General features: G+C 58.6%; 24 protein-coding genes and 1 pseudogene. 11 read left to right on the forward strand and 14 right to left on the reverse strand.

Features of this window, described 5'->3' with window-relative positions; genetic code table 11:
• Positions 1 to 115: 115 nt before the first annotated feature.
• Together H8Z83_RS05560 and glmM are read right to left on the reverse strand one after the other, a co-directional pair.
• On the reverse strand, positions 116 to 796 hold the full coding sequence (locus H8Z83_RS05560; protein WP_187014132.1) for an acyltransferase: 681 nt from the start codon (positions 794 to 796) through the stop codon (positions 116 to 118).
• Entirely contained in the window at positions 796 to 2160 is a 1365-nt protein-coding gene (glmM, locus tag H8Z83_RS05565) for a phosphoglucosamine mutase (RefSeq protein WP_187014133.1), read from the reverse strand. Before glmM ends, H8Z83_RS05560 begins: the two co-directional genes overlap by 1 nt.
• A 166-nt stretch (positions 2161 to 2326) precedes the next feature.
• Here glmM and H8Z83_RS05570 point away from each other — a divergent pair, with 166 nt between their 5' ends.
• Positions 2327 to 3004, forward strand: coding sequence for a DUF421 domain-containing protein (locus H8Z83_RS05570; RefSeq protein WP_187014134.1), 678 nt, complete (start codon positions 2327 to 2329; stop codon positions 3002 to 3004).
• Positions 3001 to 3384, forward strand: coding sequence for a DUF4363 family protein (locus H8Z83_RS05575; protein WP_243184746.1), 384 nt, complete (start codon positions 3001 to 3003; stop codon positions 3382 to 3384). The genes H8Z83_RS05570 and H8Z83_RS05575 overlap by 4 nt, the downstream gene beginning before the upstream one ends.
• A gap of 280 nt (positions 3385 to 3664) precedes the next feature.
• On the opposite strand, the gene nrdR is transcribed toward H8Z83_RS05575, so the two are convergent.
• The 8 genes from nrdR to H8Z83_RS05615 all read right to left on the reverse strand — a co-directional run bounded on the left by nrdR (position 3665) and on the right by H8Z83_RS05615 (position 9314).
• Entirely contained in the window at positions 3665 to 4120 is a 456-nt protein-coding gene (nrdR, locus tag H8Z83_RS05580; RefSeq protein WP_187014135.1) for a transcriptional regulator NrdR, read from the reverse strand.
• Between the two features lie 118 nt (positions 4121 to 4238).
• Positions 4239 to 4748: a hypothetical protein gene (locus H8Z83_RS05585; RefSeq protein ID WP_187014136.1), complete on the reverse strand. Its 510-nt coding sequence runs from the start codon at positions 4746 to 4748 to the stop codon at positions 4239 to 4241.
• Between the two features lie 85 nt (positions 4749 to 4833).
• A complete protein-coding gene (locus H8Z83_RS05590; protein WP_187014137.1) occupies positions 4834 to 5328 on the reverse strand; it encodes a hypothetical protein in 495 nt (164 codons plus the stop codon).
• A 71-nt stretch (positions 5329 to 5399) separates the two neighbouring features.
• Complete coding sequence (locus H8Z83_RS05595) at positions 5400 to 5768, reverse strand: type II toxin-antitoxin system PemK/MazF family toxin (protein WP_187014138.1); 369 nt, start codon at positions 5766 to 5768, stop codon at positions 5400 to 5402.
• Between the two features lie 152 nt (positions 5769 to 5920).
• Positions 5921 to 7087: an alanine racemase gene (gene alr, locus H8Z83_RS05600; protein WP_187014139.1), complete on the reverse strand. Its 1167-nt coding sequence runs from the start codon at positions 7085 to 7087 to the stop codon at positions 5921 to 5923.
• A 48-nt stretch (positions 7088 to 7135) separates the two neighbouring features.
• The gene (locus H8Z83_RS05605) at positions 7136 to 7735 is read right to left on the reverse strand and encodes a hypothetical protein (protein WP_187014140.1); all 600 of its coding nucleotides are present in this window, start codon (positions 7733 to 7735) and stop codon (positions 7136 to 7138) included.
• Between the two features lie 14 nt (positions 7736 to 7749).
• A complete protein-coding gene (locus tag H8Z83_RS05610) occupies positions 7750 to 8628 on the reverse strand; it encodes an NAD(P)H-hydrate dehydratase (protein WP_187014141.1) in 879 nt (292 codons plus the stop codon).
• An 86-nt stretch (positions 8629 to 8714) separates the two neighbouring features.
• Positions 8715 to 9314, reverse strand: coding sequence for a cytidylate kinase-like family protein (locus H8Z83_RS05615; RefSeq protein ID WP_187014142.1), 600 nt, complete (start codon positions 9312 to 9314; stop codon positions 8715 to 8717).
• Between the two features lie 447 nt (positions 9315 to 9761).
• Here H8Z83_RS05615 and pheS point away from each other — a divergent pair, with 447 nt between their 5' ends.
• The 8 genes from pheS to H8Z83_RS05655 all read left to right on the forward strand — a co-directional run bounded on the left by pheS (position 9762) and on the right by H8Z83_RS05655 (position 18243).
• Positions 9762 to 10787, forward strand: coding sequence for a phenylalanine--tRNA ligase subunit alpha (gene pheS / locus H8Z83_RS05620; protein ID WP_187014166.1), 1026 nt, complete (start codon positions 9762 to 9764; stop codon positions 10785 to 10787).
• Positions 10788 to 11047: 260 nt separating this feature from the next.
• Positions 11048 to 13735 (forward strand): phenylalanine--tRNA ligase subunit beta, encoded by a 2688-nt coding sequence (gene pheT, locus H8Z83_RS05625; protein WP_187014143.1) that lies wholly within the window; start codon positions 11048 to 11050, stop codon positions 13733 to 13735.
• A gap of 145 nt (positions 13736 to 13880) precedes the next feature.
• Positions 13881 to 14126, forward strand: a complete 246-nt coding sequence (locus tag H8Z83_RS05630; protein WP_187014144.1) for an IreB family regulatory phosphoprotein — start codon at positions 13881 to 13883, stop codon at positions 14124 to 14126.
• Positions 14127 to 14305: 179 nt separating this feature from the next.
• On the forward strand, positions 14306 to 14599 hold the full coding sequence (locus tag H8Z83_RS05635) for a hypothetical protein (RefSeq protein ID WP_187014145.1): 294 nt from the start codon (positions 14306 to 14308) through the stop codon (positions 14597 to 14599).
• Positions 14600 to 14648: 49 nt separating this feature from the next.
• A complete protein-coding gene (locus H8Z83_RS05640) occupies positions 14649 to 15548 on the forward strand; it encodes a C40 family peptidase (protein WP_187014146.1) in 900 nt (299 codons plus the stop codon).
• A gap of 164 nt (positions 15549 to 15712) precedes the next feature.
• On the forward strand, positions 15713 to 15949 hold the full coding sequence (locus H8Z83_RS05645; RefSeq protein ID WP_187014147.1) for an AbrB/MazE/SpoVT family DNA-binding domain-containing protein: 237 nt from the start codon (positions 15713 to 15715) through the stop codon (positions 15947 to 15949).
• Positions 15946 to 17226, forward strand: coding sequence for a methionine gamma-lyase family protein (locus tag H8Z83_RS05650; protein WP_187014148.1), 1281 nt, complete (start codon positions 15946 to 15948; stop codon positions 17224 to 17226). The genes H8Z83_RS05645 and H8Z83_RS05650 overlap by 4 nt, the downstream gene beginning before the upstream one ends.
• A gap of 51 nt (positions 17227 to 17277) precedes the next feature.
• Positions 17278 to 18243: an EamA family transporter gene (locus H8Z83_RS05655; RefSeq protein WP_187014149.1), complete on the forward strand. Its 966-nt coding sequence runs from the start codon at positions 17278 to 17280 to the stop codon at positions 18241 to 18243.
• A gap of 76 nt (positions 18244 to 18319) precedes the next feature.
• On the opposite strand, the gene H8Z83_RS05660 is transcribed toward H8Z83_RS05655, so the two are convergent.
• Entirely contained in the window at positions 18320 to 19162 is an 843-nt protein-coding gene (locus H8Z83_RS05660; RefSeq protein WP_187014150.1) for a DUF368 domain-containing protein, read from the reverse strand.
• A 309-nt stretch (positions 19163 to 19471) separates the two neighbouring features.
• On the opposite strand from H8Z83_RS05660, the gene H8Z83_RS05665 reads away from it, so the two are divergent.
• Positions 19472 to 20896, forward strand: a complete 1425-nt coding sequence (locus tag H8Z83_RS05665; RefSeq protein WP_243184749.1) for an MATE family efflux transporter — start codon at positions 19472 to 19474, stop codon at positions 20894 to 20896.
• 223 nt (positions 20897 to 21119) lie between these two features.
• Here H8Z83_RS05665 and H8Z83_RS05670 read toward each other — a convergent pair.
• From H8Z83_RS05670 to H8Z83_RS05680, 3 genes and pseudogenes are all read right to left on the reverse strand, one after another.
• Positions 21120 to 21307, reverse strand: a pseudogene (locus tag H8Z83_RS05670) (tyrosine-type recombinase/integrase); the annotation flags it as partial.
• Positions 21308 to 21504: 197 nt separating this feature from the next.
• Positions 21505 to 21672 carry an alanine:cation symporter family protein gene (locus H8Z83_RS05675; protein WP_417293572.1) on the reverse strand — a complete coding sequence of 56 codons (168 nt, stop codon included), beginning with the start codon at positions 21670 to 21672 and terminating at the stop codon, positions 21505 to 21507.
• 210 nt (positions 21673 to 21882) lie between these two features.
• The coding region (locus tag H8Z83_RS05680) for a tripartite tricarboxylate transporter permease (RefSeq protein ID WP_187014151.1) at positions 21883 to 22217 on the reverse strand (335 nt) is incomplete at its 5' end.

Consider the following 22217-nt stretch of genomic DNA (forward strand, 5'->3'; position numbering starts at 1 on the left):
GTCATTTTCCGGGCGCATGGCGCTGTTGATGGGCGCTGCCCATAGCCTCCTTTCGTTTCTGCGGCTTTTACGAAAGAACTGGGGCTGCGCAAACCGCCGCCCTAGCTCAGTCAACTCATTTCTTTGCGATGATATGGTCCTTGTCCTTATAGACATGGCTGGCCGGGATGACGCCCCGGACGCAGGACGTGGGGTACACATTGGAATCCGGGCCGATGACGGTGCCGGGGTTCAGGACGCTGTTGCAGCCGACCTCTACCCGGTCGCCCAGCATGGCGCCCACCTTTTTACGGCCGGTCTCCACCTGCTCCGCGCCGTCCTTCACCACCACCAGAAGTTTGTCGCTCTTGACATTGGAGGTGATGGAGCCGGCGCCCATGTGGGACTTATAGCCAAGGATAGAATCTCCCACATAGTTGTAATGAGGCACCTGCACATTGTCGAACAGGATCACGTTTTTCAGCTCCGTGGAGTTGCCCACCACGCAGTCATTGCCCACCAGTGCGCTGCCCCGGATAAAGGCGCACTGACGAACCTCCGTCCGGTGGCCGATGATGCAGGGGCCGTGGAGATAGGCGGTCTTGAACACCGTTGCGTCCTTGGCCACCCAGACATCCTCCAGAACGTTGCCGTCCCAGTCGGTGGGGTGCACATACTCGTCCTCCGGAAGCTGCTTGCCGATCTCCAGAATCAGGTCGGAGATCCCGGCCAGCGCCTCCCATGGATAGGTGAATTGCTTCAGGTAATCTCCCGCCAGAGAATGGCTCAGATCATATAACTCGTTGATAGTCAGCATTACTTCTTCACCTCGATGAGATGTCCGCTCTTTTCCATAGCGGCGATGATGCGGTCCACCTGCTTTTCACATTCCTCGGCGGTACCGGCCTCCGCCATGACCCGGAGCACCGGCTCCGTGCCGCTCTTCCGCAGCAGCACCCGGCCGGAATCGCCCAGCTCGGCGGTGCACGCGTCCACGGCGGCCTGCACGGCGGCGTCCGCCAGCGTGAGATCCTTATCGTCCACCCGGACGTTTTTCAGCACCTGAGGATACATGGTAACGCCGGCGGCCAGCACGCTCAGGGGCAGTTGGGTGTCGATCATCACCTGCATGAGCATGAGGGCGGTGATGAGACCGTCGCCGGTGTGGGCGTACTTCCGGAAAATGATATGGCCGGACTGCTCGCCGCCGATCATGAAGTCATTCTCCTTCATGTTCTCGTAAACATAGCGGTCGCCCACGGCGGTCTTTTCGTAACGGATGCCCGCCTTGTCCAGCGCCTTGTACAGACCGAAGTTGCTCATAACGGTGGTAACCAGCGTATTGCTGGGAAGCTGGCCACGCTCCTTGAAGTGCTTGGCGCAGATATACATGATCTTATCGCCGTTCAGCACCTGGCCCCGCTCGTCTACGGCAAGGCAGCGGTCCGCATCGCCGTCAAAGGCGAAGCCCACGTCCAGATGATGCTCCCGGACGTAGAGCTGCAAGCCCTCAATGTGGGTGGAGCCGCAGTCCGTGTTGATGTTCACGCCGTCCGGCTGATCGTTGATGACATAGGTCTTGGCCCCCAGCGCGTCAAACACTGCCCGGCCGATCATCCAGGAGCTGCCGTTGGCGCAGTCCAGACCAACCTTGTGCTTTTCAAAGGACCGGGAGGGCAGGCTGGTGAGGTAGCCGATATAGCGGTTGCGGCCGGAGTAGAAATCGATGGTCTTGCCCACCTTTCCCTCGGTGGCCCAAGGGAGGTAAGCGGGATCACCGTCGATGAATGCTTCCAGCTCTGCCTGAAGGGCGTCGTCCATCTTCTCGCCCACGCCGTTCATCAGCTTGATGCCGTTGTCATAAAACGGATTGTGGCTGGCGGAGATCATCACGCCGCAGTCGAAATTCTCCGTACGGGTGATGTAACTGACGCAGGGAGTGGTGGTAACGTGGAGCAGATATGCGTCCGCGCCGGAGGAGGTGATACCCGCCGCCAGAGCGTTTTCAAACATATAGGAGGAACGCCGGGTGTCCTTGCCGATCACGATGCGGGCGGAGTCCTCCGTGTGCTTCCGGCTGTAATACCAGCCCAGAAAACGGCCCACCTGGAAGGCGTGCTCCGCCGTCAGATCAACGCCGGCCTTGCCCCGGAAACCGTCTGTACCAAAATATTTACCCATCAGAACAATAAGCTCCTTTGTCTTTTAATTTGAAATCGTTCCTATCATATTCGTTTTTTACAGTAGATACAAGAGGCAAAATGTAAATTTTCAGGCCGTCTGTCCCCAGCTGGCCGTATAAAATCCCATCAGTTGTCCATACTGGAACAAAAAGGGGGCGACGGACATGATCACCGCGCTGTGCCGCACGGTCATTCTCTATTTTCTCATTATGATCGGCCTGCGGCTGATGGGAAAGCGGCAGATCGGCGAATTGGAGCCCAGCGAGCTGGTGCTGACCATGATGATCTCCGATCTGGCTACGGTGCCCATGCAGGACTTCGGCATCCCGCTGCTGGCCGGGGTCATCCCTATTTTAATTCTCCTGTCCCTGACGCTGCTGATGAGCCAGCTTTCCCTGCTGAATCTGCGGTTCCGGGCGCTGATGTGCGGCACACCGGCCATCCTGATCCGCAACGGCAAGCTCCAGCAGGCGGCCATGCGGAAAAACCGCTACACGCTGGACGAGCTGTTGGAGCAGCTCCGGGGGCAAGGGTGTCTCTCCGTGGAGGAGGTGCAGTACGCCGTGCTGGAAAACTCCGGGCAGCTGTCCGTACTGCCATGGGCCAAGGCCAAGCCGCCCACGGCGGAGGACCTGGGCCTGACGCTGGAGGAGGATTCTCTCCCCACCGTTCTCATCAATGACGGCCGGGTTTTGCGGAACAATCTCCGCCGCTGCGGCCAGGATGAGGTGTGGCTTCAAAAAATTCTGAAGCAGGAGCACTGCACCACCAAGGAGGTCTTTCTCCTGACGGTGGATGAAAACGGAAAAACGCTCTGCGTTCCCAAGGAGGCTGACCCATGAAACGGATGCTGCTGCCGCCGATTTTCGTGTTGGCGGCTCTGCTGGCGTTTTCCCTGTGGAATATCCGCCATATGGATGAAGAAACGGACCGCTGGCGGGAACAACTGCAAGGGGCGGACCGGCTGGCCCTCTCCGGGGAGTGGGCCGAGGCGCTGGACGCCCTCTGGGAAAGCTACGATGACTGGTCCCACAGCCAGACCTATCTCCACATCGTCTCCCACCACGACGCAGTGGATGACGCGGAGGCCATGTACCGCCGGGCCATCGCCTTCGGGGAAACGGAGGAGCTTTCGGAGTTCCACGCGGAGCTGTCCGACCTCCGGGACCAGCTGCGGCTCATTGCGGAGATGGAAGCGCTGAACATCCGGAATGTGCTGTAAGGCCGCTTGTCCTCCCGCCTATTTTTCCTGTTTCAGCACCATTATATCTCTTACCAAAAATGCGGTCGTGCCGCATACTGCTATAACTGATGACAGATACACGATCCTCCGCTGCATCAAAATATTATAAATGAATATGATGCATGACGCAGTAATCAGCAGAATGTCAAATGCGATCCGGAATTTCGATCTCATACGGCCATTCCCTTTTTTCCGCAATTTTCCGCTCATTGTGCGGTAGAATCCATCATAGGAATTTCCGGATCGTGCAGAAGCACGATCACTTCTCCGCCAGGAGCTTATTCAGCTCCGCCATGAAGGTATCCAGATCCTTGAACTGGCGGTAGACAGAGGCGAATCGGACGTAGGCCACCTGATCCACCTTCCGCAGCCGGTCCATCACCTTTTCGCCTACATCCTCCGTGCGGATCTCCCGCTCCATGGAGTTCTGCAGCTCCTGCTCGATCTCATCGGCAATGCGCTCCAACTCGGCCAAGGGCACCGGCCGCTTCTCGCAGGCCCGGATCATGCCCCGCAGGACCTTCTGCCGGTCAAAGCTCTGGCGGCTGCCATCCTTTTTGATGACCACCATAGGCAGGCTTTCCACCGTTTCATAGGTGGTAAAGCGTTTGGCGCAGGAAAGACACTCTCTCCGACGGCGGATGCTGGCGTTTTCGTCCGCGGGACGGGAATCAATGACCTTGCTTTCGGGGTGACCGCAATAGGGGCATTTCATAGGCTTGACCTCCTGATAAACGTTCCGGGAAAACCCGGTTCATGTGTGAAAAGCACAGGATACTGCGGATATTGTACCACATTCCTTCTAAATGTGGTATCCCTATTTTCAAGTTTTTTCAAAAAACAGGCCATTCCCGGTCATCAAAGCGAAATACCCAGTACGCCCGTCCCTGCAAACGCCGGGAACGGGCAAAGCAAAACATGGCTTCCAGAGGAAAAGGGGCCGCGTCATCCCGTGGGACAGCGATGAGACGGCCCCGCTCCGGCCGGCAGGTCAGCACCCCGGAAAGCCCGCCCAAGCGGCAGCGGAGGTATGGACTTCTCAGCAGTTCCGGTCTCAGCGGCTCCCACTGCTCCCGCTCCTCTCCTAAAGGGCGCAGTTCTCCCCGGAGGATGGGTCCCAACGGGTCTGTCAACTGTTTGGAAAACCGGCGGCGAATTTGCAAACAGCCATTCTCCGGTTCCAGAACACCGATACGGAGATTCCCTGTCTCCCCCACCGCCCACGCGCACCACAGCCCCTCCCGGCCCCGGCAGGAGACGGAAAAGGCCGTATACAATGCCTCCGGGGTGACGGTCAGTTCCCCCACCGCCTGCTCCTCCCGAAAAACCGGATACTTGTCCATGAGCCGCCACCTCCCGGCAAAAAAATCGCCTGTGCATCAGTTTATGCACAGGCGGATCTTAATATGAACGCTATGTATGGCAGGTTCAGGCGATGGTGTAGCTGCCCCGCACCAGCAGCTTCGTGGTGTCGGAGCCGGCCTTGACGCCCCGGCCCTCAATGGTCATCATATAGAGATGGTTGGCCGCCAGCGCGCCGCCGTTATTCAGGGAGGCAGCGGTAGTCTCGTCGATGAGGCCCGGATTGGAGGGCGACACGCAGGAGGCCGTACCCACCCGGAGCATCACTTCACAGCCGATGTCTCCGGTGAGAACCTGTCCCTTGGAAAGGGTCACCACGGCAAATTCCACCCCAGACATTTCGCCCGCGCCCCCGGACTGCTGAAGCAGTTGGCTATTCCGGGCGGTGATCTTCTGGTCTACCTTGGTCATGATCTGTCCCAGAAACACATCGTTCAGATAACTCAGTGTCACCAGCGGGTCGGAGGCGGAGCCGGGCTCCACCGCCAGGGAAACGCCGCTCATGGCAAGGCAGCTTACCAGTGTCAGCGCCGCCAGACGCAATGCCCATCTGTTTTTCATATGTACCTCCGTTGTCTCTTGGCTCCCTCCCGATGGGCGTTTCCGCCCGCCGGGAAGCAGTATTCTGTCTCTTATACAAACTGGTCGTGGGGCAGTCCGAAGCTCACCGCGATGGCGGTGTCCACCTTCTCCATCACCTGTTCCTCCACATGGCCCATCCGTTCCCGCAGCCGCTTTTTATCCAGCGTCCGCACCTGCTCCAGCAGGATGATGGAATCCCGGTTCAGGCCGCAGCTCTCGTTCACCGGAAGGGCAATATGGGTCGGCAGGCGGGCTTTGCCCGTCTGCGAGGTGATGGCCGCCGCAATGACCGTAGGGCTGTATCGGTTGCCGGTGTCATTCTGAATGATCAGCACCGGACGGATGCCGCCCTGCTCGCTGCCCACCACCGGAGAGAGATCGGCATAGTAAATATCGCCGCGCTTGACACTCGTATCCACAAAGTTCACACTCCGCCGAAAGAAGTACCCGTCACCATTCGGTGAGGCCACTTTCATTCTCCCACGCAGCACCGGAATTTATACCACCGGGGCAAAATTCCGGTGTCCCGCCCCGTGTCATCCTATGCGCCTGGCGGAGTGCGGGTGCCTGCTTACAGCAGTCTCAAGCTCCGCTCGATCTCCTTGCCGTTTTCCATATACAATCTGGGGACCCGCTTGCTCACCGCGCAGGTCAATTCGTAGGGAATCGTGTTCAGAATTGCGGCCAGAGAATCTACGCTCTGGGTCTGGCCGAAGATCTCCACCGTATCCCCCACCTTTACCTCCGGCAGGTCCGTCAGATCCACCATGCACATATCCATGCAGATGCGGCCCCGCTGCGGTGCCGGGCCATAGGCCGTCTGCACCGCCATGCGGTTGGAAAGCCCCCGGAAGAAGCCGTCGGCATAGCCGATGGGCAGTACGCCCATACGGGTCTTTCCCTCCGTGCGGAAGGTCCGGCCATAGCTGACGGTGGTATCCGGGTCAAGGACCTTGATGGTGGACACGCAGGACTTCAGCCGCATCACCGGCCGCAGGCCCAGCCGCTCCGCGTCATCCCCCACGCCGTAAAGGGCGATGCCGGGGCGGACCATATCCAGATACATCTCCGGATAGCGGGTCAGGGCGCCGCTGTTGGCACAATGGCGGATGCGGAAGGTGCGGCCCTTGGCGGCCAGTGCGTCCAGCACATGGGTAAAGACGCCGAACTGCTCCCTCGTATACGCTTCATAGTCCGCGCCGTCCATATCAGAGACGGCGAAATGGGTGAAAATACCCTCCGGGTCCAGCCCCGGCAAGGCGCAGGACTCCGCGATGGCCTCCACGCCGGTTTCAAAATGCTCGCCCCGGACCAGAAAGCCCAGCCGGGACATACCGGTATCCACCTTGATGTGGACCCGCAGCGTGCCGCCGCACTTCACAGCCTCGGCGCTGTACGCCTCCGCCTTGGCCTTGGCGGACACCGCCTGAGTGATGTTGTATTCGATGAGCTGGGACACCATCTCCGGAGGGGTATGCCCCAGAATCAGAATGGGCATGGTAATGCCGCCGTGGCGCAGTTCCCGGCCCTCGTCCAGACTGGACACTGCCAGATAGTCCGCCCCCAGCTGTTCCAGCTTCCGGGCCACCTGCACCGCGCCGTGGCCGTAGGCGTCCGCCTTCACCACGCCCAGATACTTCACGCCGGGGCCAATCTTCTGCCGGGCCACATTGTAGTTGTGTTCCAAAGCATCCAGGTCGATTTCCGCCCAGGTGCGCCGTAAAATCGTATCCTCCAAGTTGATTCACCTGTCTTATGTGGATTTGCGGGGTCCTCCCCGCTGTTTTTACGAATTATCCGTTATTGTATCACAAAATCCGAACGCCGTAAACCGTACCGTCAAAATTGTTTCGCCGTCCACGGCGATCTCTCCGAGGAAAGGCGTTCCGTCCGCCTGACGGAGCCAGACGGTGGTCACGATGTCCGTGTCCGACGCGCCGGTCTGGTCCAGCGCCAGCCGGGTACAGGGGACTCCCTCCCGGCTTTCGTCATTCTGTTCCAGCAGCCAGCCCTCCCGCAGAGCGTACATGATCCGGGCCAGTGCCGTGGCGGGGCTGACGGCTTCCTCCGTCAACGTTCCGGCATCCAGGCAGAGATCGCCGTATTCCAGCGTCCAGCCATCCTCCCGGATGACCGCCCGGACGCCTGCCAGTTCCAGCGGCTCCAGCACCTCCACGGTGCTCTCCCCGCCCGGCACATAGGTACCGTGAAGCGTGGCGGACCATTCCAGCCCGGACTGTTCGCAGGTGACCTCCGCCGTCATTTCACAGCCGGACATCTCCTGATAGACCGACCGCAGGTCCGCCGCCGGCTCCGCTGTCTGTTTCCCGCAGCCGCACAGTAGCAGGCACAGGGCTATCATTGGTACGCAGTTTTCGATGCGCACCCTGTTTCCCTCCGTTATTCCAGAATTTCCCGGATGGCGTCAGGCAGTTTCCGGACCACGTCCTCCGGTGTGACGCTGTAAGCCGTCAGTTCCTGTTCCGCCAGATCCCCGGCGCGGCCGTGAAGCCAGACTCCCACCGCCGCGGCTCGAAGTGCGTCGGCCCGCTGGGCCATCAGGGAGGCGATCACGCCGGTCAGCACATCCCCGCTGCCGCCCTTGGCCAATCCGCTGCCACCGGTTGTGTTCACCAGAACGTCCCCCTCCGGCGACGCCGTGACGGTCCGGTGGCCCTTCAGCACCAGAACGCAGCCATGGGCCATGGCGAAGTCCTGTGCCGCCCGTTCCCGGTCCCCACGGCTCAGATCGCCGCCGATCCGGGCGAACTCCACCTCATGGGGCGTCAGAACCGTGGGCCTGCCCCGGCGGGCATCCAGTAGATCTATATGCCCGGAAAGGGCGTTTATGCCGTCGGCGTCCAGCACCAGCGGTTTTTCCGTTTTCAGCAGCTCCCACACCAGGCGGGCAGTCTCCCGGCCGCGGCCCAGCCCCGGTCCCAGCGCCAGCACATCGCAGCCGTCCAGCTTTTCCAGAATTTGCGGCAGAGCCTTCCCCGCCAGCATGCCGTTTTTCTCCGGCAGCGGAAAGGGCATGGCGGAGACACATTTGGCTGCCTCGATGGGCCAGATGGTCTTCGGCACCCCCAGCGACACCAGCCCGCAGCCGGTCCGTACCGCCGCCGACGCGGTGAGATAGGGTGCGCCGGTGTAGCCCACCGCGCCGCCTACGATCAGCAGCTTTCCAAAGGTCCCTTTATGGCCGTCCAGCTGTCTCTGCGGCAGCGCCGGTTTCAAAAGATCCAATCCCACCGTCCGGATAAGCGTTGTCACTTCCATGGTCAGTCCCCCTTTTTTTATGTTATCCAGTCAGTTTGTATTTGAAAAAAGCAGGGAACATTACTGTTCCCTGCTTTTCAATGCTCTTATTCGCCCTTGGCCGCTTCGATGATAAGCTTGGCGCACAGGGAATAGCCCAGCTTGCCGCTATCCAGTACCAGGTGGTAGTTATGGCTGTCGCCCCACTTTTTGCCGGTATAGTGGTTATAATAAGTATGACGGCTGTTGTCCTTTTTGGCAATGATCTTCTGCAGCTCCGTCGCGTCCGTGCAGCCGGTAAGCTCGCTGGCCCGCACCGCCCGGTGCACCGCGTCGGCATGGATGAACACGTTCAGGCTCTCCATGCCCGCTTCCCGCAGGATCTCGTCAGCGCAGCGGCCAAGGATCACGCAGGGTCCCTCCTTGGCGAAATGGAGAATGACCGCCTTCTGCACATCGTGGATGGCATCCTGGGTGTCAGAAAAGGAGGCGTCCGCAAAGGAGCAGATGCTCTTGAAGAAGAAATTCGTGGAGGATACATCCTCCTGATCGTGCTCCACCATATCCGGATCAAATCCGCTGGTCTGGACTGTTGCCTTCAAAATATCCCGGTCATAGAACGGGATCCCCAGTTCCTTTGCCACCTGCTGGCCGATGGAATGGCCGCCTGCGCCGTATTCCCGGCTGATGGTAATGATCTTATCCATGGTACTCCCCCTCACAGGTCCCGTCTTTTGACAGGGCCGATACTGATTGTATGTTATCACATTTTCTGCTTGCGTGCAATAAATTTCTGCTTCCGGGCCGTTTTTCTCAGGTTTGTGCATTTCGCGCTTGCATTTCCCCTGTTTTTATGGTATACATTGGTATGTTATAAGCTGTGAAACGGGAAAATAACCTGAAACGCCGCCGCAGAGAGGGTCGGTCACCGGCTGCAAGCCGACCTGTGGACGCCTGGTTTGGTTCGCCCCGGAGCTTCCATGGAGACATGGCGGTCACCCTCCGTTATCAGGGCACAAGTGTGCGCTTCGGCGCGAATTTGGGTGGTACCGCGGAAGTGAGCCTTTCGTCCCAATGTGGGACGGAGGGCTTTTTTGTTTTCCGCCACCCCGATCCGATCATCCCATTCCATACAAAGGAGTTTTGCGTTTATGATGAAAGAACAACTGGAAGCCATCCGCAAGGGCGCTCTGGAAGCCATCGCCGGCACGAAGGCCGCGGCGGAACTGGACGCGCTGCGGGTGAAGTACCTGGGCAAAAAGGGCGAACTGACCGCCGTCCTCAAGCTGATGGGCAGTCTCTCTGCTGAGGAGCGCCCCGTCATGGGCCAGATGGCCAATGAGGTCCGCGCCGCCGTGGAAAAGGCCGTGGAGGCCCAGTCCGCCATTCTGGAAAAGGCCGCTCTGGAAGCCAAGCTGAAGGCCGAGACGCTGGACATCACCATCCCCGGCAAGGAGGTGGCTCTGGGCCACAAGCACCCCATGTACACCGTGCTGGATGAGATCAAGCAGGTGTTCCTTGACATGGGCTTTGAGATCATGGACGGCCCGGAGATCGAGCTGGAAAGCTACAACTTCACCAAGCTCAACGCCCCGGAGTCCCACCCTTCCCGTGACTGGACGGACACCTTCTATCTCACCGAGGATTCCAAGATCCTCCTGCGGACCCAGACCTCTCCCATGCAGATCCGGGCTATGGAGGAGCACGGCGTACCCATCCGCATGATCTCCCCCGGCCGTGTGTACCGCAAGGACGAGGTGGATGCCACCCACTCCCCCATGTTCCATCAGATCGAAGGGCTGGTGGTGGACAAGGGCGTGACCATGGCGGACCTGAAGGGCACGCTGAACGCCGTCATCAAGGCCATCTACGGCGCCGATTCCGTCACCCGGTTCCGTCCCCACCACTTCCCCTTCACCGAGCCTTCCTGTGAGGTGGACATCCAGTGCCACAAGTGCGGCGGCAAGGGCTGCCCCACCTGCAAGGGCGAGGGCTGGATCGAAGTGCTGGGCGCCGGCATGGTGCACCCCAAGGTGCTGCGCAACTGCGGCATTGATCCGGACGAGTATTCCGGCTTCGCCTTCGGCATGGGTCTGGAACGCTTCGCCATGGGCCACTTCAAGATCAGCGACCTGCGGCTGATCTTCGAGAACGACGAACGGTTCCTGCAGCAGTTCTGACCATCCTCGCCAAAATGGCACAGCCATTTTGTGCGAATTTTGCAGAGTGCCGCAGCGCACTCGCCGCAAGCGGCTCGCACGTTTGCACTCTGAGCGGTGTTTTTTGTGCCGTACACGCCGCCGCAAAAAACAATTACAACTGATGTTTGCCGTGGCAAACATGCATCGACCGTACATCGACTGCGGCGTACCACCAGTGAGCGGATCTCACTGGCGAGGGGATGCCTGATTCCCTTCGGAATAAAAGAGGAGGATAGACAATGATTCTTTCCCGTAAATGGTTAAATGAATTTGTAGATGTTTCCGACATCAGCGACCGGGAGTTTGATGAGGCCATGACCCTCTCCGGCTCCAAGGTGGAGACCGTCACGGCGCTGGATGAGTCCCTGAAAAATGTGGTGGTGGGCAAGATTTTGTCCATGGAAAAGCACCCGGACAGCGACCACATGTGGATCTGCCAGATCGACGTGGGACAGGCGGAGCCTACCCAGATCGTCACCGGCGCATGGAATATCCATGTGGGCGATCTGGTGCCCGTGGCCCAGCACAAGTCCCTGCTCCCCAACGGCACGAAAATCGAAAAGGGCAAGCTCCGGGGCGTGGTGTCCAACGGGATGCTGTGCTCTTTGAAGGAACTGAACCTCACCGCCGAGCATGACTATCCCTACGCCGTCATCACCCCCGCCGCCCTGCTGAACGACTACAAGCCTCTGGACCCGGAGAAGCCCTCCATCCCCGCCGACATCAAGGCCGGGGACAAGGTGTTCGGCCCCGTGGTCTGCGGCAAGGTTCTGGAATGTGAGACGCAGTCCTACGGGCTGTACCACACCACGCTGGACATCGGCGGCGCCACCGCCTCTCCCGACACCGCCTGCTCCAACCTCCACGCGGGCGACCTGGTGGCCTACAACACCAAGACCGATTCCATCTGCACGCTGGAGGATCTCCACGCGGAGCAGAGGGAGTTCCCCCACTGCATCGCCGACGGCATCTTCGTGCTGAACGAGGACGTAAAGCCCGGCGACGATATAGCTGTGGTCATCGGTGCGGACGATCATGTGGTGGAATTTGAGATCACCCCCAACCGGCCCGACTGCCTGTCCGTCATCGGCCTTGCACGGGAGGCCAGCGCCACCTTTGGCCGTCCCCTGAAGCTGCACACCCCTGAAGTGAAGGGCTGCGGCGGCTCCATCGCGGAGCTGGTGGACATCGACATTGAGGACGGCGATCTCTGCCCCCGGTACACCGCCCGGATGGTGAAGAACGTGAAGATCCAGCCCTCTCCCGCGTGGATGCGGGAACGGCTGCGGAACTCCGGTGTCCGCCCCATCAACAACATCGTGGACATCACCAACTATGTGATGCTGGAATACGGCCAGCCCATGCACGCCTTCGACTTCTCCTGCGTGGAGGGCGGCCACATCATCGTCCGCACCGCCCGGGAGGGCGAAACCATCCAGACCCTGGACGGCAACCAGCGGAAGCTGACCCCCTCCATGCTCTGCATCTGTGACGAGAACAAGCCCGTCTGCGTAGCCGGCGTCATGGGCGGTGCCAACAGCGAGATTGTGGGCGACACCGCCATGGTTCTGTTTGAATCCGCCAACTTCAACGGCACCTCCATCCACCGTACCGCTGCCGCGCTGAATATGCGCACCGACGCCTCCTCCCGCTATGAAAAGGGCCTGGACTCCATGAACACCCTGAAAGCCGTGGAGCGGGCCTGCGAGCTGGTGGAGCTGCTGGGCGCCGGCGAGGTGGTGGACGGCGTCATGGACGTCATCGCCAAGGACTCCAACCCCGTCACCGTGAAGCTGGAGCCGGAGAAGGTCAACGGCCTGCTGGGCACCGATGTTTCCCGTGAGGAAATGGTCCGGATTCTGGAAGCTCTGGACTTCAAGGTGGAGGGCGACACCATCCATGTTCCCTCCTGGCGGTCCGATGTGGAGCACTACTCCGACATTGCCGAGGAGGTAGCCCGGTTCTACGGCTACAACAACATCCCCGACACCCTCTCCAACGGTCTCACCGCCCGCCGTGGCCTCACGGATATCCAGCAGACGGAAAACCTGCTGGGCAGCGTGTGCCGCGCCGCCGGGTACGACGAGATCATCACCTACTCCTTCATCAGCCCCACCTATTATGATAAGATCGACCTGCCCAAGGATTCCCCCCTGCGGGATTCTCTGAAAATTCTGAACCCCTTGGGCGAGGACACCTCCATCATGCGCACCACCACTCTGCCCTCCATGCTGGAGATCCTGACCCGGAACTACAACTTCCGCAACAAGTCCGCCAAGCTCTATGAACTGGGCCGGGTGTACTTCAAGCGGGCCGACGGCCTTGCCGACGAGCCCAAGGTGCTGACGCTGGGCGCTTACGGCGACGGTATGGACTTCTTTGCCCTCAAGGGCGCTGTGGAGGCCGTTCTGAAGCAGCTGCGGATTGAAAACGTCCGGTTCCTGGCGGACAGCGAGAATCCCTCCTATCATCCCGGCCGCTGTGCCAAGGTTTTCAGTGGGGACCGTCTGCTAGGTGTCTTGGGCCAGGTCCATCCCCATGTGGCGGGCAACTACGGTGTGGACGCCGAGCTGTATGCCGCCGAGCTGCGGTTCGACGCGCTGTATGAAAACAAGGGGTCTAAGCCCCTCTACCAGCCCCTGCCCAAGTTCCCCGCCGTCACCCGGGACATTGCCGTGGTGTGCGACGCGGCTGTCACCGTGGGCGAGCTGGAGGATGCCATCCGCAAGGGGGCCAAGGGTCTTTTGAAGGACGCGGCCCTGTTCGACATCTACACCGGCACGGGCATTGCCCCCGGCAAGAAGAGCGTAGCCTTCAACCTGACCCTCCGCTCCGATGACCGGAGCCTCACCGCCGAAGAGGCGGATGCCGATGTGAAAAGCATCCTGACCGCTCTGGAGCAGGAATGCGGCGCGGTCCTACGGTAAATCGAACAGTTCCCTGCAATCAAGGCGGTGAGGTTTCTCGCCGCCTTGATTTTATTACCATTCTGTTACATTTCCTTTTTTCCCTTTACTTCCCCCCGAAAACCGAGTATACTGATTACAGTTTCGAAGGAAAGGTGGTGTCCGTATGGATGACTATACCCGCAAATTCAGTATTGTGGACGATAAGGATGTGGAGATTTATAACATTCTGACCACAGTCTATCAGGCACTGGAGGAAAAGGGGTATAACCCCATCAATCAGATCGTTGGCTACATTCTCTCTGAGGACCCCACCTACATTACCAATCACATGGGCGCCCGCACCCTGATCCGCAAGCTGGACCGGGACGAGCTGCTGCAGGTTCTGGTAAAAAAATATCTGGGACAGTAAATCAGCCGATCAAAGCATGGAGACGTTGTCTCCATGCTTTTTTTATGTGTGTAAACTGCCGAAATATCTTGAAAAGCCGTTGTTTTGGACTGATGGAAAAGATTGCCGCCATTCCAACGTTGACAAATTGGATAAAAGATGTTACAATTTGGTTACAATTTTTCCAAGGGAGTGTTTGCATGTCTGAAACAAAAACAGAAGGCTTGATTTATAAGGGCCATCCTCTGCGGCGGATCGACAACCTGATCTACTACGGAACGATGGCTGATCCATATATCGTCATGATGCAGATTCTGGAGAGCAAAAAGGAAAACGGTCTGGATATGGCTACCAAGGTTTCCCTGCAGCTCCAGTCCACGAATCCCAATGTGAAGGCACGGGACCGCGTGGTCAAGAAGGGTGAAAAGAGCAGCCTGTATGAGGCGATGGATTTCGCTTCCATCTGGTTGGAGCGGGCGTTAGCCGGCAAGTAAGAACCCCCTACCCCCGCACTGACTGACACAAAGGAAAGGAAGCGTTTCAATGAAGCATCTGATGAAAAAGGCCGTGAAGGTCGCTGTTTTTGCTGCCCTCACCACTTTGGCGCTCACCGCCTTCGCCTCTGCCGAGGGAGAGATGGCCATTGGCGCCGGCTGCACCACCGGTACTTCCCTGCGTATGCGGTCCGAGCCCAACACCTCTTCCGCCATCGTCACCACGCTGAACAAGTCTGTGGCCGTGGCCCTGCTGGATGACAGCGTCCCCGGCTGGTACAAGATCAATTATAACGGCAGCACCGGCTATGTGTCCTCCGATTACCTTATCATCGATCAGGACAACATCTTCACCACCTACGGCCGCGTGCCCGAGGGCACTGTGAACGTCCGGGCCGCCGCCACCACCGAAAGCGAGAGCCTGGCCACCATCGACGCCGGCACCGTAGTCACCGTCAACGGTCTGGTAAACGGCTGGTATGACGTTACCTGCCAATACGGCACGGAGGGCTATGTCCGCAGCGATCTGCTGGTACTGACCAGCAATGCCACCAGCGGCAAGGGCTCCTCTATCGTGGAAACCGCTCTGAGCCATCTGGGCACCCGCTATGTGTACGGCGGCGCCTCCGCCGGCGGCTTCGACTGCTCCGGCTTCACCATGTATATCTACAAGCAGTTCGGCTACAATCTCCCCCATTCCGCCACCAGCCAGTGGCTCAGCGGCATGGGCACCAAGATCTACAGCATTTCCGAATTGCAGCCCGGCGACCTGGTGTTCTTCAATGATCCCAGCCGCAACAAGGGCAAGGCCTGCTCCCACGCCGGTATCTACATCGGCAACGGCCAGCACGTGCACGCCTCTTCCTCCAGAAACGGCGGCGTCATCACCAGCGATCTGACCTCCGGCTACTACAATACATATTTCGTAGGCGGTCTCCGGCTGAGCTGACCCTATACAAAATTTTCGTTTTTTCGCCCCCGGTACAGTTGTACCGGGGGGCTTTTTGCCTTTTTCCAGCAGAAAACGGGAAATTTCCGCAAAAACCTTGCCTTTTGGAAACAGGTCTGCTATATTCATACAAGTGTGAAAAATATGACAAAGGAGGCGGTCCCATGCCTGGAGGCAAGCACGTCTTAGGTCAGGGTAAAAACCGGATCTTCGGCACCGCCAAGGTGGGTGACCGGGGACAGATCGTGATCCCCCAGGAAGCCCGCCGGTTTTACGGCATCTCTCCGGGAGACACCCTGCTGATCCTCGGCAACGAGGCCAGCGGACTTGTCGTGACCCGGCCGGAGATCCTGAACGATCTGGCTGATGAAATTTTGGGAAAAGAGGAACACAAGACATGAAAATGGAATCCATGTACGAACAGCTGGGCGTCAGCGCGGCTGTCTATGAATACGGAGAGCGGATCATTGCGGAGCTGCGGGACCGGTTTGACGCCATCGACCAGACGGCGGAATACAATCAGGCCAAGGTCCTGTCCGCCATGCAGAAGAATCGGGTAAATGCCACCCACTTTGCCGCCACCACCGGCTACGGCTACGATGACGAGGGCCGGGACAATCTGGAACGGGTCTATGCAGATGTGTTCCACACGGAGGCTGCGCTGGTGCGGCCTCAGATTACCTGCGGCACCCACGCCCTGACCGTGGCCCTGTCCGCCAACCTGCTGCCGGGAGATGAACTGCTCTCCCCCGTGGGCGCACCCTATGACACGCTGGAGGAGGTCATCGGCATCCGGGAGAGCAAGTGCTCGTTGAAGGAGTACGGTGTTACCTACGCCCAGGCGGACCTGAAGGCCGACGGCACCTTCGACTACGATGCCATCCGCTCCAAGATCAACGAGCGCACCAAGCTCATCACCATCCAGCGCTCCAAGGGCTACGCCACCCGCCCAAGCTTCTCGGTGGAGCAGATCGGGGAGCTGATCCGCTTCTGCAAGGAGATCAAGCCTGACGTCAAGGTCATGGTGGACAACTGCTACGGCGAATTTGTGGAGCGGATCGAGCCCTCTGATATGGGGGCCGATATGGTGGTGGGCAGCCTCATCAAAAACCCCGGCGGCGGTCTGGCCCCCATCGGCGGCTACATCTGCGGCACCAAGGAGTGCGTGGAGCGGTGCGCTTACCGGCTGTCCGCCCCCGGTCTGGGGCAGGAGGTCGGCGCAAACCTGGGTCTGATGCCCGCCTTCTATCAGGGATTGTTTCTGGCCCCCACTGTGGTATCCGGCGCGCTGAAGGGCGCGGTCTTTGCCGCCAACGTCTATGAAAAGCTGGGCTATGCCTGCGTCCCCAACGCCACGGAAAGCCGCCATGACATCATTCAGGCGGTGACGCTGGGCAGCCGGGAGGCTATGGTGGCCTTCTGCGGCGGTATTCAGGCTGCCGCACCGGTGGACAGCTATGTGACCCCGGAGCCTTGGGCCATGCCCGGCTACGATTCCGACGTCATTATGGCGGCAGGCGCTTTCGTGCAGGGCAGCAGCATCGAGCTGTCCGCCGACGGCCCCATCCGCGACCCTTACGCCGTCTACTTCCAGGGCGGCCTCACCTGGTATCACGCCAAGCTGGGCATCCTCATGAGCCTGCAAAAGCTGGTGGACGCCGGTCTCGTGACCCTGTAAAACCGCGGCACCTTCCATCTATTCAATTTTTTCAATAAGGAGACCTTCCCCATGTGGCTTTGGCTTTCCCTGACTGCCCTCCTGTGCTGGAGCGGCAGCGACCTCTTTTCCAAAATCGGCTGCCGGGACGGCAGCGACCGTTACAGTCACCTGAAAATGGTCATCGCCGTGGGCGTGGTGATGGGCCTTCACGCCGCCTTTGAGATCTTCGTAGGCGGCACGGCCATCAGCTGGTCCGTCATCTGGACCTACCTGCCGGTGTCCCTGCTGTATATCAGTTCCATGGCTTTGGGCTATCTGGGCCTGCGGTATATCGAGCTGTCCGTTTCTTCCCCCATCTGCAATTCCTCCGGCGCATTGGTGGCGGTGCTGACGCTGCTGTTCGTCGGCGGTGAGGATTACTCTCCTCTGGCCCTGTTGGCTATCGCGCTGGTGTGCACGGGTGCCATCGGTCTGGGTGTGGCGGATGCCACGGAGGACCCGGAGCTTCGTCTGGAGCGGCAGAAGGCCAGCAACTATAAGTACGCCAAGAGTTTTCTCGCCCTGGCCCTCCCCGCGGCCTACTGCCTGCTGGACGCCGCCGGCACCTTTGCCGACAACCGGGTGCTGGAGATTTTGACGGGCCGCTATATGAACGCCGGTATGTTCGCCACGCTGAGAGAATGTGCCGATCAGGCGGCGGCCTCCGCCAACTGCGCATACGAGCTGACCTTCCTTGCCGCAGCAGCATTCTGCTTCATCTATGTGGTAATCATCAAGAAGGATCGGTTGGTTCCCAAAATGGAGGCCCCCAAGTACTTTGGTGCCATCTGCGAAACTGCCGGTCAGTTCGCCTACATCTACGCCATTTCCGACACCGCCCATCTGGCCATGTCCGCTCCCATCATTTCCTCCTACTGTGCCGCCTCCGTGCTGTGGAGCCGCATCTTCCTGAAGGAAAAGCTCTCCTGGAAGCACTATGCCATGATTTGTCTGGTGGTCATCGGCATCGCCATCATGGGCTTCTTTGACCTGTAAGCCCACTGTATATGACAAAAACCCCCGCCGCTCACATGAGCGGCGGGGGTTTTTTCAGGCACGTTCAGGTGTGGATTCAAGCGCGGGGTAAGGCCCGGTCCAGCTTTTCCAGAAAAAAGGCCAGCAGGAATCCGGCGGCGCAGCAGAGCAGCGACGCCACGGCCTCGCCCACGCTGTCATACCGGATGGGAACGATCACCAATGTGGAGGCCGCCACGATGCCCAAGATCCCGTGGAAGGTCACAGCGTAATGGGTCCTCAGCAGCCATGTAACGCCCCGGGCCAACAGCAGCATGGCCAGCAGCATTCCCGGCAGGCAGGCGGACAGGGTCAGCAGCCGCATTTCCGCAAGACTGTTCAGCAGCGGCTCGTACAGTCCAAGCGCCATCATAATGGAGGAGCTGGTCAGCCCCGGCAGCACCACGCTGGCACCCCAGAGCGCGCCGCAGAAGTTGTACCAGCCAAAGTTCGGCGTCACCGACACGCGAAGCACATGGCGCACATAGAAAAGCGACAGAAACACCGATAGGGCGCAGACGCCGCAGGCGATCCACGCCGCCCGGCCATGGCCCTCCTTTCCCGCCTCCCGCCAGAGGGCAGGAAACGTCCCGGCAATGAGGCCGATAAAGAGCCAGATGGTAGCGGCGTCCGACAGAGCATACGCGGCGCTGATCCCCTTGGCGAGACCCAGAAAGCCCACGGCCCAGCCAATCCCCAAGGGAAGGAAAATGTGCCAGTATTTCCGGATGCCCCGTCCGGGATGGGACAGAGTCTCCATCATGGGGCGGTATACGTCGAACACCACAGCCAGTACGCCGCCGGAGACGCCGGGCAGGATCGCCCCCGCGCCGATCAGTGCACCGCACAACAGATCCCGCAGCCAGCGTTCCCGATCCGCCTGCTTATATGGGTCCGTCATATTCCACCTCCTCACTCAAACTGTATACAGGGTATCATATCAGCATTCCCCGCTCCGCGCAATCCGAAACTGTGAACGATTTGAGAATTTTGGTGATTTTGGAAGATTTGGCCCATAAAAGCCCCGGTTTCCCCATTTAGGAATGGCATAGTGATCTTTCGCTAAATGCCCTTGCGTGTCTACGGAAAAAATGGTAGAACTTTTTAGAAAAAGGGGTGGCTTTTCCGCTATGGCGGTGTTAGAATAGGGACACTGCCCTGAAGGGCGTCCCTTTTCTGTATTTTTTGACAGTATTTCAGGAGGTTTCCCATGATGCGGAGCGCAAAGAAAACCTACGAGATCGACATGCTGCATGGCGCGATCCTGCCGAAGCTGCTGCGCTTCGCCGTCCCGCTGACCCTCTCCACCATGCTGCAGCTGCTGTTCAACGCGGCGGACGTGGTGGTGGTCGGCCGCTGGGCCGGTGACAATTCCCTGGCAGCGGTGGGTTCCAACACCTCCCTGATCGCCCTGCTGACCAATATGTTCTTAGGATTGTCCATCGGCGCCAACATTCTGGCTGCCCGGTACTTCGGCGCTCATGAGGACGAGGAACTCAGCAAAACGGTCCACACCTCCATCCTGCTCTCCCTGTACAGCGGCGTGTTCCTGACAGTGGTCGGTATTCTGGGTGCCCGGACCATTCTGATCTGGATGCAGTGTCCCGCCAATGTGCTGGATCTGGCCACGCTCTACCTGCGGATCTACTTCGCCGGCATGACCGCCACCATGCTCTACAACTTTGGCGCCGCTCTGCTGCGGGCCAGCGGCGATACCCAAAGACCTCTCTATTACCTGTTCGCATCCGGCGTTGTCAACGTGATCCTGAATCTGGTCTTTGTCATCTACTTCCACATGGATGTGGCAGGCGTGGCATTGGCCACCGTGATCTCCCAGTGCATTTCTGCCGCACTGGTGGTCCGCTGCCTCGTGAAGGAGACCGGTCCTCTGCGGCTGGACTTCCGGCAGCTGAAGATCTACCCCATCAAGCTCAAGCAGATCATGCAGGTGGGCATCCCCGCCGGAATTCAGGGAATGCTGTTCTCTCTGGCCAACGTGACGGTGCAGTCCTCCGTCAACTCCTTCGGTGAGGTCATTATGGCCGGCAGCTCTGCCGCCATCAGCATTGAGCAGTTCATTTATTCCAACATCAACGCCTTCTATCAGGCCAACGTGGCCTTTACCAGCCAGAATTACGGCGCCGGTGACTATCGGCGCATCAAGAAGATCGCTATGATCAGCGTTGTGACCGGCGTTGTGACCACAGAGCTTCTGAGTGTTCTGGCCGTCTATTTCGGCCCGCAGCTTCTGGGGATCTATTCCCCCAGCGCCGAGGTGGTGGCAGCCGGTATGGTGCGCCTCCGCTGGATCGCCCTGTTCTATGGTCTGGACGCCATCATGGATGTGATCGTCGGTTCTCTGCGTGGCGTGGGGTACAACATTCTTCCCATGCTGGTCACGCTGATGGGCGCCTGCGCCTCCCGGCTCATCTGGCTGTCTACCGTGTTCCGGCTTCCAGCCTACCACCGGATCGAGATGGTTTACATCGTCTATCCTCTCTCCTGGGTCCTGACGGCCACCACCCACCTCATCTGCTATTTCTTTGTTTCCCGAAAGGTGGACCGGGAACTTCGTGCCCACGAAGCGGAGCTGGCCGCCCGTATGGAAGAAAGCCCGGAGGAAGCAGACTCCTGAGCACATTCGCCAAGCAAACAAAAAAGCCGCGGAAACCAGTCGGTTCATGTTCATAGGTACACAATGTGACCTATGGGGTAGGCCGGACGGTACAGGGCACGAAAAAATAAGTCGGGGGAAATTCCCTCGACTTATTTTTTCTTTGATCCCAAGTTTATTTGAGCGCCACATTTCAATTGGATGCGCAGACGCTGACCCCAACGGGAGCAGGTAGCGGAAACCGTCAGACAGCACGGGATAGGATATTGCCCATCGTTTGCGCCGCTTTGAGCTGCGCGTCCGTGGTAACGTGGGCGTATGTATCCAGCGTGAAGCCCGCCGAGTAGTGGTCGAGCATACTGCTGACGGTCTTGACGTCCACGCCGTTCTGGAGCGCCATCGTGGCGAAGGTGTGTATAAATCGTGAAACTCGAATTGAGTGATTAATTGCACTATTTGGCAGTTTTGTGAAACAAATTGCGGGATAGTGCTTTTTATTCTCAATCATCTGCTATACTTGAAATAATAAAAATAATGATTGAGGGATAGCAAGAATTGGTGCATTCCTTCAAAACCATCAAGTCACAAAAAGGGATTCTGTTGGGCGCATATTGAATCAGTCCTTCTAACTAGCCAAGGTTATGATGTGCCTCTGCTAAGAGAAATGCCAATTCATCGTCCATTTTAGGTGTAAAGGCGCTCTTGAAAATCAGGGCAAACATTTCCGGTACTACGCTGATGTGCATGATCAGGACTCCCAAGCCGCCTACAATATAAATCAGAGCCGAACGGCACAACTTTTTCCATGATATCCGCGATTCGCTTTAGGCCGCCATCGGCAGTAGCAAGGTATCAGTCGGTTTTTCTACAAAACAAGGGGCTTTCTTTACGAAAGCCCCTTGTTTTTAATGTTGTCCTAAGTTCGTCTGCCAAGTCATTTCCAGTCAGCGCACTCCCTAAAGCAGAGAGTTACCTTTCCAAACTGAGCGGAGACGTTTTCCGTTCAATTATTTTGCCTCGGAAGTTTCAGCAGTATTCTGCTTTGCCAGCTTTCTGGATTTGTAGTTCCGGATGCCAAAAATTGCCACGGACACAATCGCGATCAAAATGAACGCGCAGCTGATCGGACGAGTGAAGAAAATGCTGAAGCTGCCTTCAGAAATGACCATGGCACGGCGGAAGTTCTTTTCAGCCAGAGGTCCAAGCACGATGCCCAGCAGAATAGGCACCAGTTGGAAGCCCATGCGCCGCAGGAAGTAAGAAACGATACCGAAAATCAAAATGATATAAATATCATAGATGCGGTTGTTGGTAGAATAAGAGCCTGCAATGCAGAATGTCA

The organism is Dysosmobacter segnis, assembly GCF_014297285.1.
In the GTDB taxonomy this organism is placed as follows: Bacteria; Bacillota; Clostridia; order Oscillospirales; family Oscillospiraceae; genus Oscillibacter; species Oscillibacter segnis.

Excerpts from the sequence above, each read along its gene's own strand:
- H8Z83_RS05610 (WP_187014141.1), bottom strand. The coding sequence starts at position 8,628 with ATGGAAGTGACAACGCTTATCCGGACGGTGGGATTGGATCTTTTGAAA.
- glmM (WP_187014133.1), bottom strand. The coding sequence starts at position 2,160 with ATGGGTAAATATTTTGGTACAGACGGTTTCCGGGGCAAGGCCGGCGTT.
- pheS (WP_187014166.1), top strand. The coding sequence starts at position 9,762 with ATGAAAGAACAACTGGAAGCCATCCGCAAGGGCGCTCTGGAAGCCATC.
- H8Z83_RS05635 (WP_187014145.1), top strand. The coding sequence starts at position 14,306 with ATGTCTGAAACAAAAACAGAAGGCTTGATTTATAAGGGCCATCCTCTG.
- H8Z83_RS05660 (WP_187014150.1), bottom strand. The coding sequence starts at position 19,162 with ATGACGGACCCATATAAGCAGGCGGATCGGGAACGCTGGCTGCGGGAT.
- H8Z83_RS05640 (WP_187014146.1), top strand. The coding sequence starts at position 14,649 with ATGAAGCATCTGATGAAAAAGGCCGTGAAGGTCGCTGTTTTTGCTGCC.
- H8Z83_RS05585 (WP_187014136.1), bottom strand. The coding sequence starts at position 4,748 with ATGGACAAGTATCCGGTTTTTCGGGAGGAGCAGGCGGTGGGGGAACTG.
- nrdR (WP_187014135.1), bottom strand. The coding sequence starts at position 4,120 with ATGAAATGCCCCTATTGCGGTCACCCCGAAAGCAAGGTCATTGATTCC.
- H8Z83_RS05560 (WP_187014132.1), bottom strand. The coding sequence starts at position 796 with ATGCTGACTATCAACGAGTTATATGATCTGAGCCATTCTCTGGCGGGA.
- H8Z83_RS05590 (WP_187014137.1), bottom strand. The coding sequence starts at position 5,328 with ATGAAAAACAGATGGGCATTGCGTCTGGCGGCGCTGACACTGGTAAGC.
- pheT (WP_187014143.1), top strand. The coding sequence starts at position 11,048 with ATGATTCTTTCCCGTAAATGGTTAAATGAATTTGTAGATGTTTCCGAC.
- H8Z83_RS05665 (WP_243184749.1), top strand. The coding sequence starts at position 19,472 with ATGATGCGGAGCGCAAAGAAAACCTACGAGATCGACATGCTGCATGGC.
- H8Z83_RS05650 (WP_187014148.1), top strand. The coding sequence starts at position 15,946 with ATGAAAATGGAATCCATGTACGAACAGCTGGGCGTCAGCGCGGCTGTC.
- H8Z83_RS05575 (WP_243184746.1), top strand. The coding sequence starts at position 3,001 with ATGAAACGGATGCTGCTGCCGCCGATTTTCGTGTTGGCGGCTCTGCTG.
- H8Z83_RS05645 (WP_187014147.1), top strand. The coding sequence starts at position 15,713 with ATGCCTGGAGGCAAGCACGTCTTAGGTCAGGGTAAAAACCGGATCTTC.
- H8Z83_RS05615 (WP_187014142.1), bottom strand. The coding sequence starts at position 9,314 with ATGGATAAGATCATTACCATCAGCCGGGAATACGGCGCAGGCGGCCAT.
- H8Z83_RS05570 (WP_187014134.1), top strand. The coding sequence starts at position 2,327 with ATGATCACCGCGCTGTGCCGCACGGTCATTCTCTATTTTCTCATTATG.
- H8Z83_RS05655 (WP_187014149.1), top strand. The coding sequence starts at position 17,278 with ATGTGGCTTTGGCTTTCCCTGACTGCCCTCCTGTGCTGGAGCGGCAGC.
- H8Z83_RS05630 (WP_187014144.1), top strand. The coding sequence starts at position 13,881 with ATGGATGACTATACCCGCAAATTCAGTATTGTGGACGATAAGGATGTG.